The following is a 22,244-nucleotide window of genomic DNA, read 5'->3' as shown; positions in this document are numbered from 1 at the left end:
TGCGCTTATCCATAATTACTGTACTTGATCGATTGAGGGAATAATTAATTCCTGTCCTATAACAATTTGATTCTTATGTTTTAGCACATTGCGATTAGCGAGAAAAATTTTCTCGTCCAAACGACTATTACCGTAAATTTTTTGCGCCATTTTTGATAGACTATCCCCTTTTTTTACTTTTACAGTTCGAACCTGGCGATCATCTTGATAAACTTGATATATATTTTTATTTTGTTGTCTATGGAAAAACGGAATATCAATTGTTTGAACCGTTTCACCTTTAATATTGATATATTCCAGACGAATAATCATATCACCTGGCATCATCGTTAGTGAACGCGAAAATTTAAAATTTCCTAATGCGTCAATCTTTTCAGAGCCAATACGCGTATCTCCGAGGCTAACCATCACCAAAAAATCACTTGGACCACGTCCATCAATGCTCAAGCGATGATTTTGATAGTTTATACGATGAATATTAAAATCATCCTCAACATTTTGATTATGTCGAATAAAATGATTTGTGTCGGATATGATTTTGGGAGGTTCAGCTGGATCCTGCAACAACGCAATCATCAAGTCATTTCCTGCACCAAAAATCAATACAGTAACAGTTTGAGGTGAGGTGACTGATAATTTTCCATGTTCTATTGCACGTAATACAAATCGATATTGTCCTCTAGCAAGACGTTTATTGAATGTAATCGTAAAGGAACCTTGTGCATCCGATTGGGCTTCTCCTAATTTACGCGCTCCTTGCAAAAGTTCTACTTTTACATCAGGAGATGTTTTTCCCATCACAACGGCATAGTTCTTTTCATTTATAAAAAATTTTGAAAATTCAGGCACTACTATTTTTGATATTGACTGTGCGATACCTTGTTGCAGACCAACACAAAACATAAGCCCGCTAAGGACAAAAAAAATCGCAATGAATCGCATTATGTTTCGTTGAATAACCATGAGATATTTCCAATATTTTGTATCATGTTACATAATTTAAGAGTTTATTATCATAGACAATATAAAACTAATTTGTCATCAAACAACTCAAAATGTTGAAAAAAGAAACGTCAAATACTTAAAAACCAAAGAGTTAAATAGTGTAAAACTTGACGTTTTTTTTCTTTTACTTTAATTTTGTTTTATGAAAAAAATAAAATCAATATGTGTTTATTGCGGCTCTTCGTTAGGCAATAATCCTCATTATGTTGAAAGCGCATATAAACTTGGAACACTTCTTGCAAAAGCCGATATCCAATTGGTCTATGGCGGAGGTTCTAATGGAATTATGGGGGTCGTCTCTAAAGCTGTAAGAGAAAATGGTGGTAAAGTCATAGGAATTATACCACAATTTTTAATTAACATAGAAACCTCTCAAGATAAATTAAACGATGTTGATGAACTGATTATCACTGACAATATGCATCAAAGAAAACATCTTATGTTCGAACGTTCTGATGCTTTTATTGCACTTCCTGGTGGCATTGGAACCCTTGAAGAAATTGTGGAAATGATGACATGGGCGCAACTAGGGCGCCATAAAAAGCCGATGGCATTTGCGAATGTTGATAATTTTTGGGCACCCATCACCAAGCTTATTGATCATATGCAAAAAGAAGGTTTTATTCATACGCCAGAAAAAATAAATCCTCTTATGGTCATGGATATTACAATAATTTTAGAGTGTCTCAATCGTGAAGCCATCCGTTTAAATGCATTATCCTAAATTGTTACTCTATTATAATCTGTCAAATCATAGTTTAACATTTAAATGCTTTTCGAATGATAGATAGAGCACTTTTATAAAATATTGCACACCAATAGAATTACGCAGCTTTTAAACTCGACCATCTATAGATCATAAGACCAAGCCAAATAAAGGAAAAGACGGTCAATTGAATGCTTGAAATTGGTTCATGAAATAAAAATACAGCAATAAAAAATACAAAACTTGGTGTGATATCCTCCATCAATTAAAAAGTAATAAGATTGAGTTTTTGTGCACCTATGGCAAAAAGAAAAAATAGTATTGCTGTTAAAGGTCCTGCTAAAGTTAGCAAAATTTGTCTTGAACAGACCCATAGGCTAAATGATAATTTTCTATTGATAAAAATAAACAGCAACAGCAAGTATTGGTAATAATAACAAAAATGTCTCAAGGGCAAAACTTTGTGTTGGGCAATAGGAATAAGTTTTTACAAATTGCGCAAAATCCAAAAGTTAAAGGTAATAACAATGAAACCAAAGGCAGTCCTCCTACATGATAGGTCAAAATAAAAACAGCTATAATAGCAAGTGCTTCAGCGAACCACTGCCCCATTATAAGTGCTTCACGGAAGAAAAATAAAACCAATATAGCTTTAAAAAATTAGTGTTATTTAATAGCCAAATGCAGAATCTACAGCGTGATTATTGGTAATGACCCAAATATAAACGCTCTAATTAAGCTGATAAGAATCGAAGTAAGACAAACCATTCCAATGACAAAAAGAGATTTAATTGCATCTAATAAACTCTTCATATCTTTCATCAAAACCAGAATGAGCAAAATGGACGGTAACGACCATAAATGCGATGAGCCACAACTTCTATCATGGACATATGAGCAAGCATTTTCACATAAGTAGGAAAAAGCCCCATATGATATAAGCACCTAACGCTGCGCCAAATCCTGAAAATTTAGATGATGCACAAACATGACGCATTGATCGTGAGATATTAATTTTAAAAAAACGTTATTCTTCTCCATGATCGTTTCCTCCATAAACATTGAGCTTTAATTTTAAAGATATTTTTTAAAAAAACTAAATTTAAAAAAAATTTTAAAATGTTTACGTTGTTTTCTTATCTGGTACGAGAAACAATCCGCTGCGCATTTTACCATTTACGCCTTTTTCTTTATACCATTCTGCCGCAAATATGTCTTCAACTTTAGTATTGTGTTTTTTCATTTGTTGCTTTAGCCATGTTTTTGTTTTGCCAATTTCCTCTAAAGCACCTTCAATCACACATCCATTTTTAATAAGGATTGTAGAACTTTTATCGTCCTGTTTACGAATAACTGATAAATCGCCGTTCGATTCAAGTCTGGCGAAAGCGACTTCATGCAAACTGCATCCCTTAATTCTTAGCATGGTTGCAAGATCGCTCATATCAATATTCAATCTTTTAATTTCATCCATTTGATATTTTCCATCTAAAACAAGGGCGACATCGCCACCTGCAACAATACGATGAAAAAAAGTAGAGTGACGTCTCAAGACATTAATAATAATGATTAAAATTTGCCAGATTAGCAAAACGATTACCAATTCAATGACACTAATTTCAGGATTATAAATGACGCCACCAATGATACCTCCCATGACGAAATTGCTAATCAGATCAATTGGAGTCATTTGGCTTAAACTACCCCTGCCCGATGTTCTTAAAATAAGTAAAAAAACAGCCAGCCCCACACTGAGTTTTAAAGCAACATAACCATAAAGATAGATTTCTTCCATATATGCTTTACCCCATTTACTACCTTCAAACTGTCAATTTTTAATTTTTGGTTCCCACCGTGTGATTTTTTCTCCCGATTGCGGATCTTTTACATCTTGAAGAACAATATTTTTTAAAGCCAATTCATCACGAATTTGGTCCGCCTTTGCCCATTGTTTATCACGGATAAAATCCAGTCGCTGTGCAATTTTTTGTGAAATATAATCGGTATCCAATTCAATATCTTTTTTAAATAAAGGACACTCTTTTATTTTCACCCAATCTTCATGCAATAAACCAATCAATCTCAATCCATCACCTAATGCTTGTGCATCACCTTGTTTATAATATTGTCGTAAAAATGTGATAGCTTGAGATGTATTAAGATCCTCACTTAAAGCTTGTATAATATCCTCATTTTTTTCATAAAACTCTCGTTTAAACGTGCTCTGTCTTAAGAAGTGATACCAAGAATACAATTCTCTACTCGATTGCTCCAATCTTTGTGCAGTCCAGTTGAGAGGTTCACGATAATGAGTTTGAAGCATAGAAAATCGCGCGGCAAGTCCTGCCCATTGGTTTTTTAACACATTGTCCAACTGTTTTGGAAATTCCGCTAATTTCGTTTCAACAACATTTCGAATGGTTATAAAATTTCCTAAGCTTTTTGACATTTTCTGTCCTTCAACCTGCAAAAAACCATTATGCATCCAAAAATTAGCCATACGCTCCGCTCCAAAAGCAGAACAACTTTGCGCAATTTCATTTTCATGATGGGGAAAGACAAGATCTATTCCTCCACCATGAATATCAAACACATTAAGCGTTGGATCATCACATTGAAGTCCGCCGCCATAAGGCTGCAAAAGTTTTGCCATAGACATCGCTGAGCATTCAATATGCCAACCTGGCCGACCGTCAGAAACAATGCCAGCAGGTGATGGCCAACCTGGCTCATGATCACGTGAAGGTTTCCATAAAACGAAATCCATTTCATCACGTTTATAGGCGGCAACATCAACACGCGCACCTGCAATCATTTCATCAAGAGTGCGACGCGCCAATGCACCATAAGCAGGATGTTGTCCCATAGATGAAACAGAAAAAAGGACATGATCTTCAGCCACATAGGCGTGGCCTTTGTCAATCAAACGTTCAATCATCGTACGCATTTCATGTAAATGATCGGTTGCACGTGGTTGACTGGTCGGTGGCAAACATCCCAGTAAAGTCACATCATTTTGAAATTGTTTATTCGTATTTTCTGTAACTTTTTTTATCGCGTCATTGAGAGGAAGTTCTGGATAATCACGCTTAGCACGCGCATTTATTTTATCATCAACATCGGTAATATTGCGCGCATAGATCACATTTTGAGGGCCATAAATTGAACGTAAAAGACGAAACAAAATGTCAAAAACAATGACAGGACGTGCATTGCCAATATGCGCATAATCGTAAACAGTAGGACCACAAACATAAAGACGAACCTTTGTTTCATCAATCGGATGAAATTCTTCTTTTTTTCGCGTAAGCGTATTATAAAAGCGCAAATTCGTCATCATGTCTCTTTCAATATATGTCTTTGCTTTTTTTAAATTTTGCCATCACATAAAGAGTGACTAACGAGGTGAGATACCCTATTTTAAACTTTTACACTATGGCGAACTATGAACCCTATCGTTTGATCCCATATTATTATTTTCCAAGCTCTTTAAACAAAGAAAATTGGTTATCTTGATTATTTTTATCGAAAGCATTTTGTTCATCTATTGTGATTTTAACATGTGCATCCTCACCAAAATAATGAGGATCATTGATCTTGCGAGAAATGGGATAAATATCAAAATCTTCTCGTTGTGATTTCTCAAATATGTATTTTATTTCTGAAGGATGATAATTTCTCCAATCAAGCCAAAAATCAATATCCTCGTGATAGACCATGACAGGCATACGCCGATGAATATTGGAAAAAGGTGGCACGGCTTGGCGCGTTAAAATAGCGGCTGTGTCAATTTGCGAACCTTCTATACCACTCCATGCTTCCATAAGACCTGCAAAACCCAAAAGAGATTTATTTTTTCTGTGAATATAATAAGGTTGAGACAGTCCAAAAGAATTTTTTTTCCATTCATAAAATCCCGTTGCAGGAATAATAATGCGATGATACTTTAAGGCATTACGAAAAGATTTTTTTTCCATAACAGTTTCAGAACGAATATTCACTGTCAAAGGCCATTGATTAGGATCTTTGATCCAACTGGGGATAAATCCCCAACGCACCAAGCCAGAATCATATTTTCCTAAATTTGATTGCTTGCTGCGATAGGCTTCAGGTGATTTGATAATAATGATCGGTTGTGTTGGCGAAATATTCAAACGAGGAGGAAATTCTTGATCCATTAGTGCATCGAAAGTTTTTCCAACATCACTTGCCGTAGCGTTGAGCGCGAACCGACCGCACATTTTCATCTCCCTTAATAAAGTTCTTGTAAGCTATTTAGCAGTTCATTAACACTTGATCTATGTCAATCTATTTAAAAATTCCAGATAGAAAAAAAGCCGTCTCAGTTATCTGCAGGCACGGACCTCTCTTTCTTTTAATTAAACGTAAAAATAACCCTTATCAAAATTATTTAGCGTTTCCTGGTGGAAAAATGAAACATGGTGAAAGCGCAATCATTGCAGCTCAACGAGAATTATTTGAAGAAACACACTTAGGGACATCCAATCTTGCTTATGTCACAACTATCATTCAAAATGACAAAGATCAAAGCTTTGAAATCTTGGTTTATGAAGCTTTATCTTTCAAAGGTCGGGCAAAAGCTCAAGATGATGCAAAAGCACTTTATTGGTTATCCTTTAATGAAATGAAACAACATAATGTTATTCCTTCTGTCTTAGACATAGTAAAAAATTATTACGATAAAAAGAGTCTAAAACCTTGCATAAATATTTAAAATTTATCATTATTTTTATTTTTTGCTTAATGTGTTCACCACTTCAAGCGCAACAAAAAACACAGTATGATGCACAAATGTTGCGAATGGCAGAAATTTTAGGCTCGCTTCATTATTTGCGAAATTTATGCTCAACACCAACGACACAATGGCGTGATAAGATGGTGCAAATGATTGAAAAAGAAAATCCGAGTCCGGAACGACGTTCTCGACTTTATGCCGCATTTAATAATTCTTATCGATCGTTCTCACAAAATTATACCAACTGCACATCAGCCGCGCTCGAAGCTGATAAACGCTATATTTCAGAGGGCATAAAGCTGTCAAAAGATATGTTGGAGCGTTTTGGAAATTAACCCTTTTTAAATTTTTAAGCTGACATACAACTCAAATTTGATAAAATTGAAGGCTCTATTATAAAGTTATCATCAACGAGTCTTTTTATGAAGCATTCTCCAACAGACCTTGCCGCACTTATTGCTGAAGAACAAAAGCTTGCAGCAATCGAATATCAAACTGAAGCATGGGTAGGAGGACTTGCCAATGGTATTAAACCTGAAATCTTAGCGGAAGCAGCGCTTGATACCGCTTTACGACATTTACTCCGTAATCGCAATGAAAAACAGGCTTTAGAACTTTTATCTCTCATGCGGGATAAAGTTATTCAAGGCGATTTTATTGATAATAAATCGATTCAATAGAAAGTGTTACGTCTTTGAAAACATTTTATTTAATTCTTTTTATATTTTTATTTTCAGGATTTAGTGCTTTGGCACATTCTTATCATTTGGCTCTTAGGGATAATTCTGAAAATGCTTGGAATTATCATAAAGAAGATAAGCACAACACCACACAGCAGCCTCTTATTCCTCTTGATGCATTGGATAGTAAAACGGAATCAACATCACAAAATATCGAACCAAAGATTGAATATAATATCAATAAACTCCCTTTGGCTGTAAAAGAGATGCGCGAGAAAATCATTAAAGCGGCAAAAAGTGGACATATTGAAAATCTTAAACCTTTATTGGGAAGTCCAACTGATCCAACACAACTTTCTATAGTTGATGATGCAACGGATCCTATTCAATTTTTAAAAAAACAATCTGGTGATGGTGAAGGTTTAGAAACATTAGCGATTCTTATTGATCTTCTTCATTCAGGTTATGTCCATCTTGATGAAGGTAGTGAAGCAGATATTTATGTATGGCCTTATTTTGTTGCCCTTCCGATTGATACATTGACCAATCAACAATTGGTCGAATTGTTTCAAATTATGACGGCTGGTGATCTTGAACAAATCAAGGAAATTGGAACTTATGCTTTTTATCGCATTGGCATCACACCGAATGGACAATGGCGCTTTTTTATAACAGGGGATTGAAAAATTTAAGACGTTATTCTTATTTCTTGTTGCATTTCATAGACTTTAATAATGTCTATAAATCTAAACTGCCTTATCCTTATCAATCTGTAATCAATTTTAAATTTTCAAAAGCTGCATGATGTAACAACAAAAAATAAAAATGTAACAACAACAAATAAAACTCTATTTATGACAAATAAGTTCATAAAAAAGACTATAGTTCGTTTTTAAGTTTTTGGTAACGCTTCTAAAAAGGAAACAGTTTCTCCAATTGAAGGTGTTACAATGTCACCCTCCCACATCACTTTATGTCCACGAATGATAGTTCCAACTGGCCAGCCTTTGACACGCTTTTCATGATAAGGTGTCCAACCAGCACGCGATCCAGCCTGCGCATTAAGAATTGTTTCTTCACGCTTTAGATCAACAATTGTCAAATCTGCATCATAGCCAACAGCAATACGTCCTTTACGGCTTAAACCAAATATTCGATTGGGTCCATGAGAGGTCAAATCGACAAAACGGGAAAGAGATAAACGACCTTTATTAACGTGATCAAGCATGATTGCGACCGTCGTTTGAACGCCCGTCATACCTGATGGTGAATTGGGATATGATTTTTCTTTTTCCTCGCGCGTGTGAGGTGCATGATCTGATCCTAAAACATCGATAATGCCTTGTTCAACACCATACCAGATACGATCACGATGACGTTTTTCACGAATTGGAGGATTCATTTGCAAAAATGTACCAAGGTGAGCATAATCATCAGCACTCAGAGTTAAATGATGATGTGTTGCTTCAAGTGTTGCAACATCTTTATGATGTTGCAAAAAATCAATCTCTTCTGCTGTTGAAATATGCAATATGTGAATACGCGCGCCTGTCTCATGCGCAATATTAACCAAACGTTTTGTTGATTTTAACGCAGCTATTTCATCACGCCATACAGGGTGGGAAGCAGGATTGTCTTCTTCACGTAAATATTTACGCTCATTTAATCGTTCTTCATCTTCCGAATGAAATGCCGCACGCCGACGCGTGTTTTTTAAAATTGCTGTGATACTTTCATCATCATCAACCAAAAGATTGCCTGTTGATGATCCCATAAAAACTTTAATTCCAGCTGCACCTGGTAATCGTTCAAGTTCACCCACAATCGTTGCATTTTCACGCGTACCACCAACCCAAAACGCAAAATCACAATGCATACGATGATAGCCTCGTTGAACCTTACCCGCTAACGCCTCTTCACTGGTCGTTAAAGGGTTGGTATTAGGCATTTCGAAAACAGCCGTAACACCACCAAGAACGGCCGCACGTGATCCTGTTTCTAAATTTTCTTTATGATCAGCTCCAGGTTCACGAAAATGCACCTGCGTGTCAATTATGCCAGGCAAAATATGCAAACCTGTACAATCAATCACTTCATCTGCTTTATGCGCACTCAAATCCCCTATGAATGTGATATGCCCATTTTTTACACCAATATCTCTTAGACCCGTTCCATCGTGATTAACAACGTTTGCGCCTTTAAATATGGTATGAAATAATTGAGTCATAGGTTTGCTCCTTGCAGGTCACCTTATTTAGGCTTACGTAACTAAAAGCAGAAAGGCAAGAATAATGGTTATGACTCATCAAATTATTAAGTTAAAAAAACGCCGTGTTATAAATTTCTCTGGTAATGATGCACGCCATTTTCTGCATAATTTAATAACGACAGATGTTGAAAATCTAAAAGAAAAAGAATTATTGCCAGGTGCCTTGCTTTCACCTCAAGGGAAAGTGCTTTTTGATTTTCTTATCGCTAAGGATAACAAACGCTATTTTATCGATATAGATGAAACCTTGGTCGACTCTTTTATAAAACGTTTAACCCTTTATAAATTAAGATCCGATGTGCAAATTGATGAATCAAAAGAAGATTTTATAGGCGTTTATTTTCAAAATGATTCATCTTCTTCACAAAGTGAATCAAGTTATCTTGATAAACGCTTTCCAGATCATGAAAACATCGTGCGTATCTATAGTCGCAGTCCCTTACCCGTATCATCAAACTTTGATGAATGGACGTTAAAACGTATTCAATATGCCATTAGTGAAAGTGAAAACGATTTTGAATTGGGGGATGTTTTTCCACATGATATCAACTTTGATCAAACAGGAGGACTTTGTTTTCAAAAAGGATGTTATATTGGACAAGAAGTTGTTTCACGCATGCATCATCGTTCAACAGCACGCAAACGTACACTTATCGCTGAATCTTCAAGGGATATTCCCTCATTTGCCACAATAGAAGCCGCTGGCAAGCCTATCGGTAAAATTGGAACAACACTTGGTCAAAAAGCTTTAGCGTTAGTGCGTATTGACCGCGTTAAAACAGCAATAGATTCTCAAACGCCCCTTCAAGTGAATGGAATGACTCTGACATTAACCATTGCACCGAATATGCATTATGATTTTCCTAAAAATAATTTGGAGACAGAGTAATGGCCAAAGCCGAAACAATGGCCGATGGGAGTCCACGCGCATGGCAACGCATGCTTTCTGGACGACGTTTGGATTTGCTTAATCCCTCAGCTTTAGATGTTGAAATTACAGATATTGCTCATGGACTTGCCCGCGTTGCAAGATGGAATGGGCAAACGAAAGGCAGCCATGCATATTCAGTAGCTCAACATTGCCTTTTGGTTGAAGAAATTTACAAGCGTTTGTTTCCTGAATGCAGCAGTGATGAAAAACTTCTTACGCTTCTTCATGATGCACCTGAATATGTTATTGGCGATATGATATCACCTTTTAAAGCTGTTATGGGTGGTCATTACGAACGTGTAGAAAAACGATTAGAAGATGCAATACATATTCGATTTGGTTTGGTCAGTGCCTATAACAAAAAAATAGAAAAACAAATCAAACGAGCTGATCGCATTGCCGCTTTTTATGAAGCGATAACATTGGCAGATTTTAGCCAAGAGGAAGCTTTTCGCTATTTTGGGCGTCCTGTGCAGATCACATCTGATGGACTTGATTTGGTTCCACGCCCGACTCAACAAATTGAAGGAAGTTTTCTCGCACGCTTTCACAAAATTGAAGCAGAAAGATCATAATCATGTCGTATCTTGTCATCAGCCCGCTTTCACAACTCCACAAAGTTGCAAAACAGCATCAACCTCGGGAAATGATTACACTTTTAAAAGCTGGAACCGCAGTAGAATGCCCTATAATGGTCAATCCAGAAAAGCATTATTTTTTAAGTTTAAACGATATAACATACCAGCAAGATAATCTTATTATGCCTAATGCTGCTCATATTGATGATATTGTAACTATTGCTTATAATTGGGATCGCGCCCACCCTCTCCTCATTCATTGTTTAATGGGGATTTCTCGTTCAACAGCTTGCGCCTTCATCATTGCTTGTACACTTAATCCACAAATATCTGAGCATGAAATAGCTGCGATATTACGAAAAAATGCACCCTTTGCTACACCTAATCACCTTATGATTGACCTCGCAGATCAAAAATTAGGACGCTCAGGATGTATGCGTGTAGCGATCAATAAAATAGGTCGTGGCGCCGAGGCTTCAGAAGGTATTCCTTTTATAATGCCCGTCAATTTTTAAATGAACCTCATCCATAATTATAATAATTGATAAAGTTCATTTTTTTAAAATTGTATGATCAGTTTACAATTCTGTTTTATGGATCAGGCGTTGCTACATAACTTGAGGCCATTTGTTCAGCAAGTTTCACTTCAGCAGGATTTGTTGCCCCACTCACCCCTACTGCACCAACCATCACATTTTTACTTATAATTGGAACACCACCACCAAGTGGCATCATGTGAGGAAGATAACCAACTGCTGCTTCATTCCCATTCACACGCTGCATATTGACCGATGTTTTAATACGATAGAGTGCTGCTGCGCGAGCCTTTGCTACCGCCGTTTCAATGCAGCCATATCGTGCATGATCCATTCGCTCAAAAGCAATAAGATTGCCACTTGGATCTACGACAGCAATGCAAATATTGACTTTTTGTACTTTTGCATTTTTTTGCCCAGTATCAATAAGATTGCGGGCATCTTCAAGGGCTAACGTCTGAACCGCATATTCTGCAAAAGCATTATGAGAAAATATCATTAAGATTGCGGACAGAATCAATAGCTTTTTTATAAAATTTATCATTTTATCGTCCTTATTTGTCACTGTATCAGTTTCAATGCACCTTAAAGCATTTTAATATTAAGTGTTAAAACAATGTTTTTAAATAGCGTTACCTTTTTATGCTTTAAAAAATGACTTTGTTTAATGACGCGTAAAAATTATTATCATGACAATAATGATAATTTTATGTTTTTTATCAAAATTCAATTTTACTCATTGCGGTCACTCCCTCTAAAAATAAAAAAAAAGTTATTTTTATTGGCTATGTTTTTTCAATATTCTATCTATTGTTCGAATAAAGCCGTTACGAATTGTTGGTTGTTTTAATCCACGCGCATCCCACACATGAAGGTTTAAAAAATATCCCGTTAATAAAAAACCGTTTTCAATATCGGTAAAATCAAACGGTCTTTGACGGATTTGTGTTAAAAATTTTGGCAATATCAACAATTTGTCTTTCCAAGGAAGACCCGCTTCTTTATTGACAGCACGTGCCGATTTTGGTGACACATAAGCAAGATCATCCTTTTTTCCCGTTGCAGCACACGATGCAAGATCAAGACCAAATCCTAAATCTTCAAGCAATCGTAATTCAAAACGTATGATTAATTCGGCGATAAGAAGGGGATCGTCAGAGTGATCAATAAGTAATAGCAAAATATCAAATAGAGCGGGATGAGGATCCCGCTCTGGCAAAAGTCTTAAATGAGCAGCTGAAAGTTGCATTGCATACAGCGCTTGCGGCATTGCCATTAATTGTGAGGCATGAAATTGAAGAGGTTCCAAACGGAAAGAACCAAGATGTTCATCCAATCTTGCCCACCACTGTGCATCCACAAAATTACCCGTTTGCAATAAAGCGCGCAATTGTCGTGAACGCCCCCCTTTAACAAGTCCCATATAGCGACCATGTTCACGTGTCATCACTTCAACAATAGCGCTTGTTTCACCATGTTGTTTTGTACCTAGAATAACAGCTTTATCGTTCCAATTCATTTTTAATCGGAAAAATCCAATCCCATTTCTCTATAACGTTCAGGATCATTCCCCCAATTATCAGACACTTTTACAAATAAAAAGAGATGCACAGTTTGTTCAGTAATTTCCATTAACTCTTTTCTCGCTGCTTGACTAATGGCTTTAATAGTTTGACCTTTTGCACCAAGAACAATTTTTTTCTGACTATCACGCTCAACGTAAATAATTTGATGAATTTTTATCGAACCATCACGACGCTCTTCCCAAATTTCTGTTTCTATAGTTGAAGCATAAGGTAATTCTTCATGTAAGCGTAAATAAAGCTTTTCACGTGTTATTTCTGATGCCAATTGACGCATTGGCATATCAGAGATTTGATCTTCTGGATAAAACCATGGACCCTCTTGCATAGATGAAGAAAGATAATCTAAGAGATCATCACATCCAGATCCTTTCAAAGCAGAAATCATAAATGTTTTAATAAAGTCGACCTTTTCATTCAACTTGGCTGTAAGCTCTAGTAATGAAGGACGCGAAACCGCATCGACTTTATTCAAAACAAGAATTTTATTGTGTTTAATTTTTCCTAAAGATTCAATTATTGCTTTTGCTTCATCGTTAAAACCTGCTTGTGCATCAATTAAAACAAGCACAATATCTGCATCCCTAGCGCCCCCCCAAGCCGTAGAGACCATAGCACGATCGAGCCGTCTTTTTGGACGAAAAATACCGGGAGTATCAATCAATACAATCTGCGCATTATCATGTATGACTATTCCTCTTACCAAAGCACGTGTTGTTTGTACTTTATGCGTAACGATGGACACTTTTGTACCAACCAATTGATTAATCAGTGTAGATTTTCCTGCATTTGGTGCACCAATGAGAGCAACAAAACCTGATCGTGTTTTTGAGGAATGATTATCCGAATTTGTCTTTTGAATGTGATCATCGGATATTATCTTAGGTGCAGTTGTCATTTTCACATCTTTCTGTTTTTGGCCACACGCCTTCACGGATCAACAATTTTTCTGCAGCTGCACGTTCTGCTAGACGTTTAGAGCGTCCTTTTCCTATTTCTGGCGCAAAACCAGAAATACGAACCTCTATTTCAAAAATCGGATCATGATCGGGTCCACGACGTTTGACAATACGATAGTTTGGATGCGCACTATTTTGCGTATGCGCCCATTCTTGCAATTCGGTTTTAGCATCTTGTCGCCCTGCATGGGATTGTCGCGCACGATCATCCCAATATCGATGAATAAAAGGCCGAACGGCGTCTAATCCACCATCGAGATATATCACAGCAATAAGCGCTTCAACAACATCGGCATGGATATTGGCCAAACGCCGATCATCAAGATTTTTCATTTCAGCGCCGACATAGATCATCTCTGGAAGATCAATCTCCATAGCAATTTCAGCACATGTCTCAGCATTGACAAGACCATTAAGGCGTATTGATAATTCCCCTTCACTGGCATCTGAGAAGATCTCACAAAGCGCTTCAGAAACTAAAAGCCCTAAAACACGATCTCCTAAAAATTCTAAACGTTCATAATTACCTTTTGAAGCGTCTTGTAGGCTTGCATGCGTTAATGCACGCTCCAATCGCAAAATATTTTTAAAATGATGCCCTGTAGATTTTTCCAGTTTTTCAATAACATGGTGCTCCATCTTATCACACTTATTCATTTGGCGGAAAAAATTTGATTTGCTGAACTGAGCTCAAGATGCGGCTCCAACGAACATCAAACGGCCAACGCCAAATTTGCCATGCACTAGAGCCATTTCCTACAGAAAAGAATAAGTAATTTGCGCGTCCAATGAGATTTTCATAAGGAACATAGCCAACACTAATGCGACTATCATCTGATCCTTCGCGATTATCGCCCATCATAAAAAAATGACCCTCAGGCACTTCAAATACGCGTGTATCATCAGCTCTTGGATCGTAACCTAGATTTAATGTGTTATATTGGCGTCCATTTGGCAGAGTTTCGCGATAGACATCTATAGGACGATTCACTCCTGTAATATCTTCATCATCTATCTGCCCAACCAATTCTTTCTGCACAGCCTCATCATTAATATAAAGAACACTTTGACGTACTTGTATTTTGTCGCCTGGCAGTCCTACCACACGCTTAATATAATAATTGTTCATATCTGAAGGAGGAAGAAAAATGACAATGTCACCACGTTCTGGCTCTTTATCCCAGAAGCGTCCTGAAAACATTTTCGGTGTTAAGGGCAATGAATAAGATGAATAACCGTAAGCATATTTTGACGCAAATAGATAATCCCCAATCAATAATGTTGGACGCATTGAGCCGCTAGGAATTGTAAAGGGTTGAAATAGAAATGTACGAACGACAAGAGCAATTAAAAGCGCTTGGATAACCACAGAAATAAACTCTTTGGTTGAATTTTTTTCTTTGATCTTTTTAGATGATTTTTCAACTTTACTCATTCAATTGCGACCTTTTCTTTAGATCTCATATATCACTCTATTTTCATCTGTTTTAGCACAATTTTAATGTGCAAAACAGTCACTCATGATGGGTTTATTCGTGCTTCTATTAGAACAAAGGCTTGAGCCCATGGAAAATCGTCTGTAATCGTTAAGTGTATAAAAGGTTTATAACCTTCAGGCATCAGTTTTTCTAATAATTTTTGCGCACTTCCGGTTAAAGCGAGCGTCGGTTTTCCAGATACCAAATTAACCACACCAATGTCTTTCCACCAAACACCACGTGCTATACCTGTTCCCAAAGCTTTGGCGCAGGCTTCTTTCGCGGCAAATCTTTTCGCATAAGAGGCCGCGCGCTGCTTTCTTTTTTCTAAAACATCGCGTTCTTTCTGTGTAAAAACGCGTTCTGTAAAACGGTGTCCATGACGGGTCAATGTTTTTTCAATCCGACGTATATCAACCATGTCATTACCAATTCCGATAATCATCAAATAAGATCCTATTTTGTCTGTTTGTGTAAACGCATACGATTTTTTTCAGACATTTTTTCATGACGTTTTTTTTGAAAATTAAATGTTGCTCTATATGCAAAAATATAGGCAACTGCTCCCAAAGCAAGACCTAAAATGGCACCTCCAAGCAGCATTGGCTTCATCACCGAATCCCAAGCTTCCATTAAAAGTGACCATCCTTGCGATAAGGTTACTCCATCAAACATAGATTTTATTTCAGAAAGTGGTATTTCATCAACATGACCAAATAAAGATAACATTTTATGGCCCAATTTATAATCAGCCGCGACAATAGGAAAAAACGTTAAAGGATTGGAAAGCAAAGTTCCCAAAGCAGCCGCAGCCATATTACCACGTAGAATCCAAGCAAAAATAAGCGCTATAATGATATGCAAACCAAATAAAGGCGAACATCCTGCCAACACACCAATAGCAAGCCCCAAGGCAACTCGATGAGGTGTTGCACGAATGCGCAAAATACGTTTTCCCATATAACGTAATGAACGCGAAAAAGAGCTGCGTGGCCAAAGCCAAACACGAACACGTTCAAAAAAAGTCATAGGTTTTCGACGTCGAAACAACATGACACTCTCATAAACGTCGTAAAAGCCGAAAACAATCTTTATTATGGTATTTCACGATTATCCTTTATGATCAAAAAATTGTGCACAAAATACCACAATTATTTCATTTCTTTTCTTGTAGCAAATAGGAATGATTTCCTAAGATTATTTTATGTAAAAGGGCACACCATGAATGAAATGCGCATAAATGATGTCAAATCACAAGAAATGACAGTCATTTCCATTATTATTACAATTAGCTGTGCTCATTTCCTAAACGATGTTATGCAATCTATGTTACCAGCAATTTATCCAATATTGCGTAAAAATTATGACCTTAGCTTTTTTCAAGTTGGTATTATAACAGCTGTATATCAAATGACTGGTTCTGTTTTACAACCCCTAATCGGATTTTATACTGATAAACATCCTCTTCCCTATTCTCTTCCTTTTGCTTCTGCATCAACACTCATTGGGCTTCTCATGCTTGCTACAGCACATGATTATTCGATGCTTTTATTCGGTGCAGTTTTTGTTGGTCTTGGTTCATCCATTTTTCACCCAGAAGCTTCTCGCGTTGCGCGATTGGCATCCGGAGGCAAACATGGTTTTGCTCAATCGATATTTCAAGTCGGTGGAAATACTGGTGCTGCTTTGGGGCCTTTAATTGCCGCTCTTTTCATCTATCAACAAAATCGCATTGGCTGGCTTGCTATTTTAGCATTTTTAGGAATCATTTTGCTTTCTTTTGTTAGTCGTTGGTTTGCACAAAATCTTAAAATGCGTGCAGCACGCAAAAGCATTACGGTGCATCATCATCTAACAAACGCGCAAGTCAAATGCGCTCTTATCGTGCTTATATCCCTCATGTTTGCAAAATATGTCTATATGGCAAGCATGACAAATTATTATATGTTTTATACGATAGAAAAATTTGAGATTTCACTTCATCAAGCGCAATTGTTGCTTTTCCTATATCTAGGCGGTATTGCGATCGGTACAGTTTTTGGTGGACCAATTGGCGATAAAATTGGTGCCCGTACAGTGATATGGGTGTCCATCCTCGGTGTTTTACCTTTCACCGTTCTTCTACCTTATGTCAACCTACCCATCATGGCGATCTTAACTGTCATTATTGGCATGATATTAGCATCGGCATTTCCTGCAATTGTTGTCTTTGCTCAAGAACTTATGTCAGGAAAAATCGGAACTGTTGCAGGACTATTTTTTGGTCTTTCTTTCGGCATTGGTGCTTTATCTGCTGCTGCACTTGGTCGTATTATGGACATGATTGGCTCACAAGCCATGTTTGAGTTGTGTTCCTTTATGCCGCTTTTAGGTTTTGTGGCTGTTTTTTTACCAAAATTCAAAAAGAAACAATAAGGGTGTTCATACATCAATATTGAATATGAGCGGATGCGTTTATCTATGCCTCAACACAATATAAAAGTTTAATTTCAATTAAACCTTATCATTGTTTGTTTAAAATGTTCGACTTCCAGGTTTAATTGCAGGAATAGCCGCTAATTCAGGTGGAAGATCATTTGCAGGATAAGAAGCCACTTCATATTCAGCAAGCGCAATTAAAGGCACGCCGACATCGACATGTCCAGCTGATCTATCAATGATACAGGCCGCCGCAACAACATCGACATCCAACTTACGCATCACATCAATCGTTTCACGAATTGAGAGCCCCGTTGTGACAATATCTTCAAGGATCACAACACGATCACCCTTTTTTATATCAAATCGGCGCAATTGAAATTGTCCATTTTCTCTCTCAACCCAAATAGAGGGAACACCTAAATGGCGAGATGTCTCATAAGCAGGGATCAGTCCACCTATGGCTGGCCCGACTAAATAATCAATAGAACCTATAACATTTTTTTGAATTTTTTGTGCAAGACTGCGGCATAATTTTTCAGTCATATCGGCATGCATAAACACTTTCGCTTTTTGCATATAAGTTCCACTGTGACGACCAGACGTCAAAATAAAATGCCCCTCTAAAATGGCTCCTGCTTGTCTAAAAATATCCAGCACATCTTGTGTATTCATCGCGCACCTTTGAATTTAGTGCATCTTCTATGCACCATTTAATTTTCACTTGAAGTCGTTTGGAGACAAACCGATATATAAGAGCGGACAGATGACTTAGCTATTAACACGCCTAACCGTACTTACAGATCCTGCTTCTTTTAACTGAGAAAGAATACGATTCAAGTGTTTTAAGTCCCAAACTTCCAAATCAATAATAATTTCTGTGAAATCTGGCGCCGTACGTACCATAGACAAGTTTTGAATATTTGCATCGTTTGAGGCAATGGCTTTAGAAATATCAGCAAGGGAACCAGGCGTATTAATGGCTAAAACATTTATACGTGCAGGAAAACGTTCACTCATGGCAGCATCAATATCCCAACGCACATCAATCCAGCGTTCTGGTTGGTCATCATAAGCAGTTAACGCAGATGATTGTATTGGATAAATAACAATACCCGCACCAGGTTGCATAATACCAACAATCCTATCTCCTGGAACCGCGCCTTCTGGTGCAAAGCGCACAGGTATATCACCGTTGGTACCACGAATCGGTAATGCACGATTTTTTTCTTGCACGCCACCTGCATTCTGGTTTTCGCTTTCTGGGACTTTAAAAATCATGCCCTGTGCATTTTGAATATTAAACCAACCTTGCTCACCTGACTTAAGCTGACTATTTTTAGTAACTCTAATATCTTTATAATCAGGGTAAGCCGCTTTCAAAACATCCGTTGATGAAAGTTCGCCACGTCCAACCGCTGCCAACACATCAGCAATATCTTTACGCGCCAGTCTGGGTAAAAATTGTTTTATTTCGTCTTTGGAAAAGACCTTTCCTGCACGTTCAAATGTACGTTCTAAAATACGTGTTCCAAGACCTGAATATTGTTTACGTACTGCAGAACGTGTTGCGCGTCTGATTGCGGCACGCGCTTTACCTGTAACCACCAAAGATTCCCATGCTGATGGCGGCATTTGTGCTTTTGAACGAATAATATCAACTTCATCGCCATTTTTAAGCGCAGTCATTAGTGGCATAATCCGTCCGTTAATTTTTGTTCCAACACACGAATCGCCAATATCCGTATGAACCGCATAAGCAAAATCAATTGGAGTGGCGCCCCTTGGCAAAGCGATCAAACGACCTTTTGGTGTGAAACAAAAAACTTGGTCTTGAAACAATTCTAACTTAGTATGCTCCAAAAATTCTTCTGGATTGTCGCCTTCGGATAAAGATTGAATCGTTTGTCGTAACCACGCATAGGCATTAGTTTCATTTGAAATTTTTGAGGATTTATAACGTGATCCATGCTCTTTATAAATCGAATGCGCGGCTACTCCGTATTCAGCGATATCATCCATTGCACGTGTTCTAATTTGTAATTCTACACGTTGACGCGAAGGACCAACAATTGTTGTATGAATTGAACGATAATCATTCTGTTTTGGGATTGAAATATAATCTTTAAAACGCCCCGGCACAATCGACCATGTCGTATGAATAACGCCAAGGGCTGCATAACACTCTTCCATCGTATCAACAATAACACGAAAACCAAAAATGTCAGACAATTGTTCAAATGATAAAGCCTTGGTTTCCATTTTCTTGAAAACCGAATAAGGCTTTTTTTGACGACTTTTTACATGAGCTTTAATGCCGTGTTTTGTAAATAACGTTGTCAGATCATTTTCAATCGTCGAAAGCAAATCGCGATTATGCACCATAAGGTTTGCAAGCCGGTCTGTAACAGCACGATATGCTTCAGGATTCAGATAAAAAAAGGATAAATTTTCCAATTCTTCACGCATATCCTGCATTCCCATTCGGGCTGCCAAGGGTGCGTATATATCCATTGTTTCTTCAGCAATGCGACGGCGCTTATCATCACGCATAATGCCTAATGTACGCAAATTGTGTAAGCGATCAGCTAATTTAACCAAAAGTACGCGCACATCTTGTGAAATGGCAATTAATAATTTGCGTAAATTTTCAGCCTGAACAGCTTTTTTTGAAACAAGATCAAGTTTTTTTAATTTGGTTAAACCTTCAACCAATTGACCAATCTCACTGCCAAAAATTTGATCAATTTCAGCGCGTGTTGCATTTGTATCTTCAATCGTATCATGCAATAGAGCAACAGCAATTGTCGCCTCATCAAGGCGCATATCAGTCAATATGGCCGCAACTTCTAAAGGATGAGAAAAATAGGGATCCCCTGTAGCACGTTTTTGGTCACGATGCTTTTTCATCGCATAAATATATGCTTTATTTAGCAAAGCCTCATTGACGTCAGGCTTGTAACGTTGCACACGCTCAACAAGCTCATACTGACGCATCATGGCGATACTCTCCTATATTTTCTTTTAAAATAGCTTATTTGGGCAAAATTTTATTTTATGCGACATTTTATTTATTATCTAATACTTATATGTCGATAATATGCCTATATGTAAAATATAAGCAAAAAAAATGCGCCTCCATTGAGAAGCGCATCATCATAAAAAAATATGAATCTTAGTAATCATCACTCTTTTCTGGAGCAACAAGCCCTTCAATACCAGCCAAAAGCTCATCTTCAGACATATGATCGAAAGAGACGTTTGCATTCTCATTATGTGTGCCAAAAACCGCATCGATTTCAACATTACCTTCAATTAATTCAGGTGCAACCTCTGGCTCATCAACTTCAACATGTTTTTGTAAGGAATGAATCAAATCTTCCTTCAAATCAGCCGGAGATAATGTTTCATCAGCAATTTCACGCAAAGCGACAACTGGGTTTTTATCATTATCACGGTCAACCGTTATTTGTGCACCCTGTGATATTTGACGAGCACGGTGACCCGCTAAAAGCACCAACTCAAAGCGGTTATCAACCTTATCAATACAATCTTCTACTGTTACGCGGGCCATAATGCCCCTTTCCTAAAATTTAGAAATGGATAAATATGATCAATCTATAAACACTTTTATTCAAAAAAACAAGAAAAACTGATGAAGAACGTTGAATTTTTAACTTGGCAATCATTCAAACCTGTCATAATTTAAAACCATATTTTTTATATTATGCTCAACAGCGAAATGGATATTTAAAATGTTTGATTCCCGCGAAAAAATCGCCCTCTTTATTGATGGCGCCAATCTTTATGCCACATCCAAAACCATTGGTTTTGATATTGATTATCGTAAGCTTTTAAAAGCGTTCCAAAATCGTGGTTATTTGCTGCGTGCATACTACTATACCGCTTTAATTGAAGATCAAGAATATTCTTCTATACGACCTTTGATCGACTGGCTTGATTATAATGGTTATCGTGTAATCACAAAACACGCTCGTGAATTTACCGATATATCTGGAAGAAGAAAAATTAAAGGCAATATGGATATTGAATTGGCTGTCGATGCAATGGAACTTGCAGACAGTATTGATCATTTTGTAATATTTTCCGGTGATGGTGATTTTCGATCACTTGTTGAAGCTCTTCAAAGACGTGGACGTAAGGTGAGTGTTGTTTCAACATTGACAACACAGCCATCAATGATATCTGATGATTTACGCCGCCAAGCCGATCATTTCATTGAATTGACAAGTTTGAAAAAAGAAATCGGCAGAGATCCTTCGGAAAAAGAGCAAAACATTTTTGCATATGACGATGATGATGAATTTGACGATGAACTCTAACT

Annotated in this window: 25 protein-coding genes; 10 read left to right on the top strand and 15 right to left on the bottom strand. The window is 37.2% G+C overall.

Translation table 11 applies throughout. The annotated features are described in order from the left end of the window. Nucleotides 1-15: 15 nt before the first annotated feature. The gene (locus tag ME5_RS05295; RefSeq protein WP_008039135.1) at nt 16-963 is read right to left on the bottom strand and encodes a LysM peptidoglycan-binding domain-containing protein; all 948 of its coding nucleotides are present in this window, start codon (nt 961-963) and stop codon (nt 16-18) included. Between the two features lie 184 nt (nt 964-1,147). Here ME5_RS05295 and ME5_RS05290 point away from each other — a divergent pair, with 184 nt between their 5' ends. After that, nucleotides 1,148-1,729, top strand: a complete 582-nt coding sequence (locus ME5_RS05290) for an LOG family protein (protein WP_008039134.1) — start codon at nt 1,148-1,150, stop codon at nt 1,727-1,729. A 1,105-nt stretch (nt 1,730-2,834) separates the two neighbouring features. On the opposite strand, the gene ME5_RS05280 is transcribed toward ME5_RS05290, so the two are convergent. From ME5_RS05280 to ME5_RS05270, 3 genes are all read right to left on the bottom strand, one after another. After that, entirely contained in the window at nt 2,835-3,506 is a 672-nt protein-coding gene (locus ME5_RS05280; RefSeq protein ID WP_008039133.1) for a DUF421 domain-containing protein, read from the bottom strand. Nucleotides 3,507-3,539: 33 nt separating this feature from the next. Further along, complete coding sequence (gene cysS, locus ME5_RS05275) at nt 3,540-5,048, bottom strand: cysteine--tRNA ligase (RefSeq protein ID WP_008039131.1); 1,509 nt, start codon at nt 5,046-5,048, stop codon at nt 3,540-3,542. Nucleotides 5,049-5,184: 136 nt separating this feature from the next. After that, entirely contained in the window at nt 5,185-5,952 is a 768-nt protein-coding gene (locus ME5_RS05270; RefSeq protein WP_008039124.1) for an SOS response-associated peptidase, read from the bottom strand. Nucleotides 5,953-6,011: 59 nt separating this feature from the next. On the opposite strand from ME5_RS05270, the gene ME5_RS05265 reads away from it, so the two are divergent. The 4 genes from ME5_RS05265 to ME5_RS05250 all read left to right on the top strand — a co-directional run bounded on the left by ME5_RS05265 (nt 6,012) and on the right by ME5_RS05250 (nt 7,830). Continuing rightward, complete coding sequence (locus ME5_RS05265) at nt 6,012-6,446, top strand: NUDIX hydrolase (protein ID WP_008039122.1); 435 nt, start codon at nt 6,012-6,014, stop codon at nt 6,444-6,446. After that, entirely contained in the window at nt 6,431-6,802 is a 372-nt protein-coding gene (locus ME5_RS05260; protein ID WP_008039120.1) for a TIGR02301 family protein, read from the top strand. The genes ME5_RS05265 and ME5_RS05260 overlap by 16 nt, the downstream gene beginning before the upstream one ends. 87 nt (nt 6,803-6,889) lie before the next feature. Next, nucleotides 6,890-7,147, top strand: a complete 258-nt coding sequence (locus tag ME5_RS05255) for a hypothetical protein (RefSeq protein ID WP_008039117.1) — start codon at nt 6,890-6,892, stop codon at nt 7,145-7,147. Between the two features lie 68 nt (nt 7,148-7,215). After that, a complete protein-coding gene (locus tag ME5_RS05250) occupies nt 7,216-7,830 on the top strand; it encodes a hypothetical protein (protein WP_008039115.1) in 615 nt (204 codons plus the stop codon). Nucleotides 7,831-8,039: 209 nt separating this feature from the next. On the opposite strand, the gene ME5_RS05245 is transcribed toward ME5_RS05250, so the two are convergent. Next, entirely contained in the window at nt 8,040-9,374 is a 1,335-nt protein-coding gene (locus tag ME5_RS05245; protein WP_008039113.1) for a dihydroorotase, read from the bottom strand. A 64-nt stretch (nt 9,375-9,438) separates the two neighbouring features. On the opposite strand from ME5_RS05245, the gene ygfZ reads away from it, so the two are divergent. Genes ygfZ through ME5_RS05230 form a run of 3 tightly spaced genes read left to right on the top strand, consistent with a single transcriptional unit; the run spans nt 9,439 to nt 11,440 of the window. Next, nucleotides 9,439-10,305, top strand: a complete 867-nt coding sequence (ygfZ, locus tag ME5_RS05240; RefSeq protein ID WP_008039107.1) for a CAF17-like 4Fe-4S cluster assembly/insertion protein YgfZ — start codon at nt 9,439-9,441, stop codon at nt 10,303-10,305. Further along, a complete protein-coding gene (locus tag ME5_RS05235) occupies nt 10,305-10,922 on the top strand; it encodes a YfbR-like 5'-deoxynucleotidase (RefSeq protein ID WP_008039106.1) in 618 nt (205 codons plus the stop codon). Before ygfZ ends, ME5_RS05235 begins: the two co-directional genes overlap by 1 nt. 2 nt (nt 10,923-10,924) lie before the next feature. After that, entirely contained in the window at nt 10,925-11,440 is a 516-nt protein-coding gene (locus tag ME5_RS05230; protein WP_008039105.1) for a tyrosine phosphatase family protein, read from the top strand. Between the two features lie 76 nt (nt 11,441-11,516). Here the strand turns inward: ME5_RS05230 and ME5_RS05225 are convergent, their stop codons facing one another. From ME5_RS05225 to ME5_RS05195, 7 genes are all read right to left on the bottom strand, one after another. Then, complete coding sequence (locus ME5_RS05225; protein WP_008039104.1) at nt 11,517-12,005, bottom strand: GlcG/HbpS family heme-binding protein; 489 nt, start codon at nt 12,003-12,005, stop codon at nt 11,517-11,519. A gap of 234 nt (nt 12,006-12,239) precedes the next feature. Further along, entirely contained in the window at nt 12,240-12,980 is a 741-nt protein-coding gene (recO, locus tag ME5_RS05220; RefSeq protein WP_008039103.1) for a DNA repair protein RecO, read from the bottom strand. Nucleotides 12,981-12,982: 2 nt separating this feature from the next. Further along, nucleotides 12,983-13,942: a GTPase Era gene (era, locus tag ME5_RS05215; protein ID WP_008039102.1), complete on the bottom strand. Its 960-nt coding sequence runs from the start codon at nt 13,940-13,942 to the stop codon at nt 12,983-12,985. After that, nucleotides 13,926-14,642 (bottom strand): ribonuclease III, encoded by a 717-nt coding sequence (gene rnc, locus ME5_RS05210; protein WP_008039100.1) that lies wholly within the window; start codon nt 14,640-14,642, stop codon nt 13,926-13,928. Before rnc ends, era begins: the two co-directional genes overlap by 17 nt. 10 nt (nt 14,643-14,652) lie before the next feature. After that, the gene (lepB, locus tag ME5_RS05205) at nt 14,653-15,438 is read right to left on the bottom strand and encodes a signal peptidase I (RefSeq protein WP_008039098.1); all 786 of its coding nucleotides are present in this window, start codon (nt 15,436-15,438) and stop codon (nt 14,653-14,655) included. A gap of 83 nt (nt 15,439-15,521) precedes the next feature. Then, nucleotides 15,522-15,926, bottom strand: a complete 405-nt coding sequence (gene acpS / locus ME5_RS05200; RefSeq protein ID WP_008039096.1) for a holo-ACP synthase — start codon at nt 15,924-15,926, stop codon at nt 15,522-15,524. An 11-nt stretch (nt 15,927-15,937) separates the two neighbouring features. Then, nucleotides 15,938-16,534 carry a DUF2062 domain-containing protein gene (locus ME5_RS05195; RefSeq protein ID WP_008039095.1) on the bottom strand — a complete coding sequence of 199 codons (597 nt, stop codon included), beginning with the start codon at nt 16,532-16,534 and terminating at the stop codon, nt 15,938-15,940. A gap of 168 nt (nt 16,535-16,702) precedes the next feature. On the opposite strand from ME5_RS05195, the gene ME5_RS05190 reads away from it, so the two are divergent. Next, nucleotides 16,703-17,896 (top strand): MFS transporter, encoded by a 1,194-nt coding sequence (locus ME5_RS05190; protein ID WP_008039088.1) that lies wholly within the window; start codon nt 16,703-16,705, stop codon nt 17,894-17,896. Nucleotides 17,897-17,995: 99 nt separating this feature from the next. Here the strand turns inward: ME5_RS05190 and pyrE are convergent, their stop codons facing one another. The 3 genes from pyrE to rpoZ all read right to left on the bottom strand — a co-directional run bounded on the left by pyrE (nt 17,996) and on the right by rpoZ (nt 21,473). Beyond that, nucleotides 17,996-18,574 (bottom strand): orotate phosphoribosyltransferase, encoded by a 579-nt coding sequence (pyrE, locus tag ME5_RS05185; RefSeq protein ID WP_008039087.1) that lies wholly within the window; start codon nt 18,572-18,574, stop codon nt 17,996-17,998. A 96-nt stretch (nt 18,575-18,670) separates the two neighbouring features. After that, nucleotides 18,671-20,899, bottom strand: a complete 2,229-nt coding sequence (locus ME5_RS05180) for a RelA/SpoT family protein (protein WP_008039086.1) — start codon at nt 20,897-20,899, stop codon at nt 18,671-18,673. A 175-nt stretch (nt 20,900-21,074) separates the two neighbouring features. After that, the gene (rpoZ, locus tag ME5_RS05175) at nt 21,075-21,473 is read right to left on the bottom strand and encodes a DNA-directed RNA polymerase subunit omega (protein ID WP_008039085.1); all 399 of its coding nucleotides are present in this window, start codon (nt 21,471-21,473) and stop codon (nt 21,075-21,077) included. A 181-nt stretch (nt 21,474-21,654) separates the two neighbouring features. Between rpoZ and ME5_RS05170 the strand changes: the two genes are divergently transcribed. Beyond that, nucleotides 21,655-22,242, top strand: a complete 588-nt coding sequence (locus tag ME5_RS05170; RefSeq protein WP_008039084.1) for a LabA-like NYN domain-containing protein — start codon at nt 21,655-21,657, stop codon at nt 22,240-22,242. The last annotated feature ends 2 nt before the right edge of the window (nt 22,243-22,244 follow it).

This window comes from Bartonella tamiae Th239 (genome assembly GCF_000278275.1).
GTDB lineage: Bacteria > Pseudomonadota > Alphaproteobacteria > Rhizobiales > Rhizobiaceae > Bartonella > Bartonella tamiae.
This window is presented reverse-complemented; position numbering and strand designations above follow the sequence as displayed.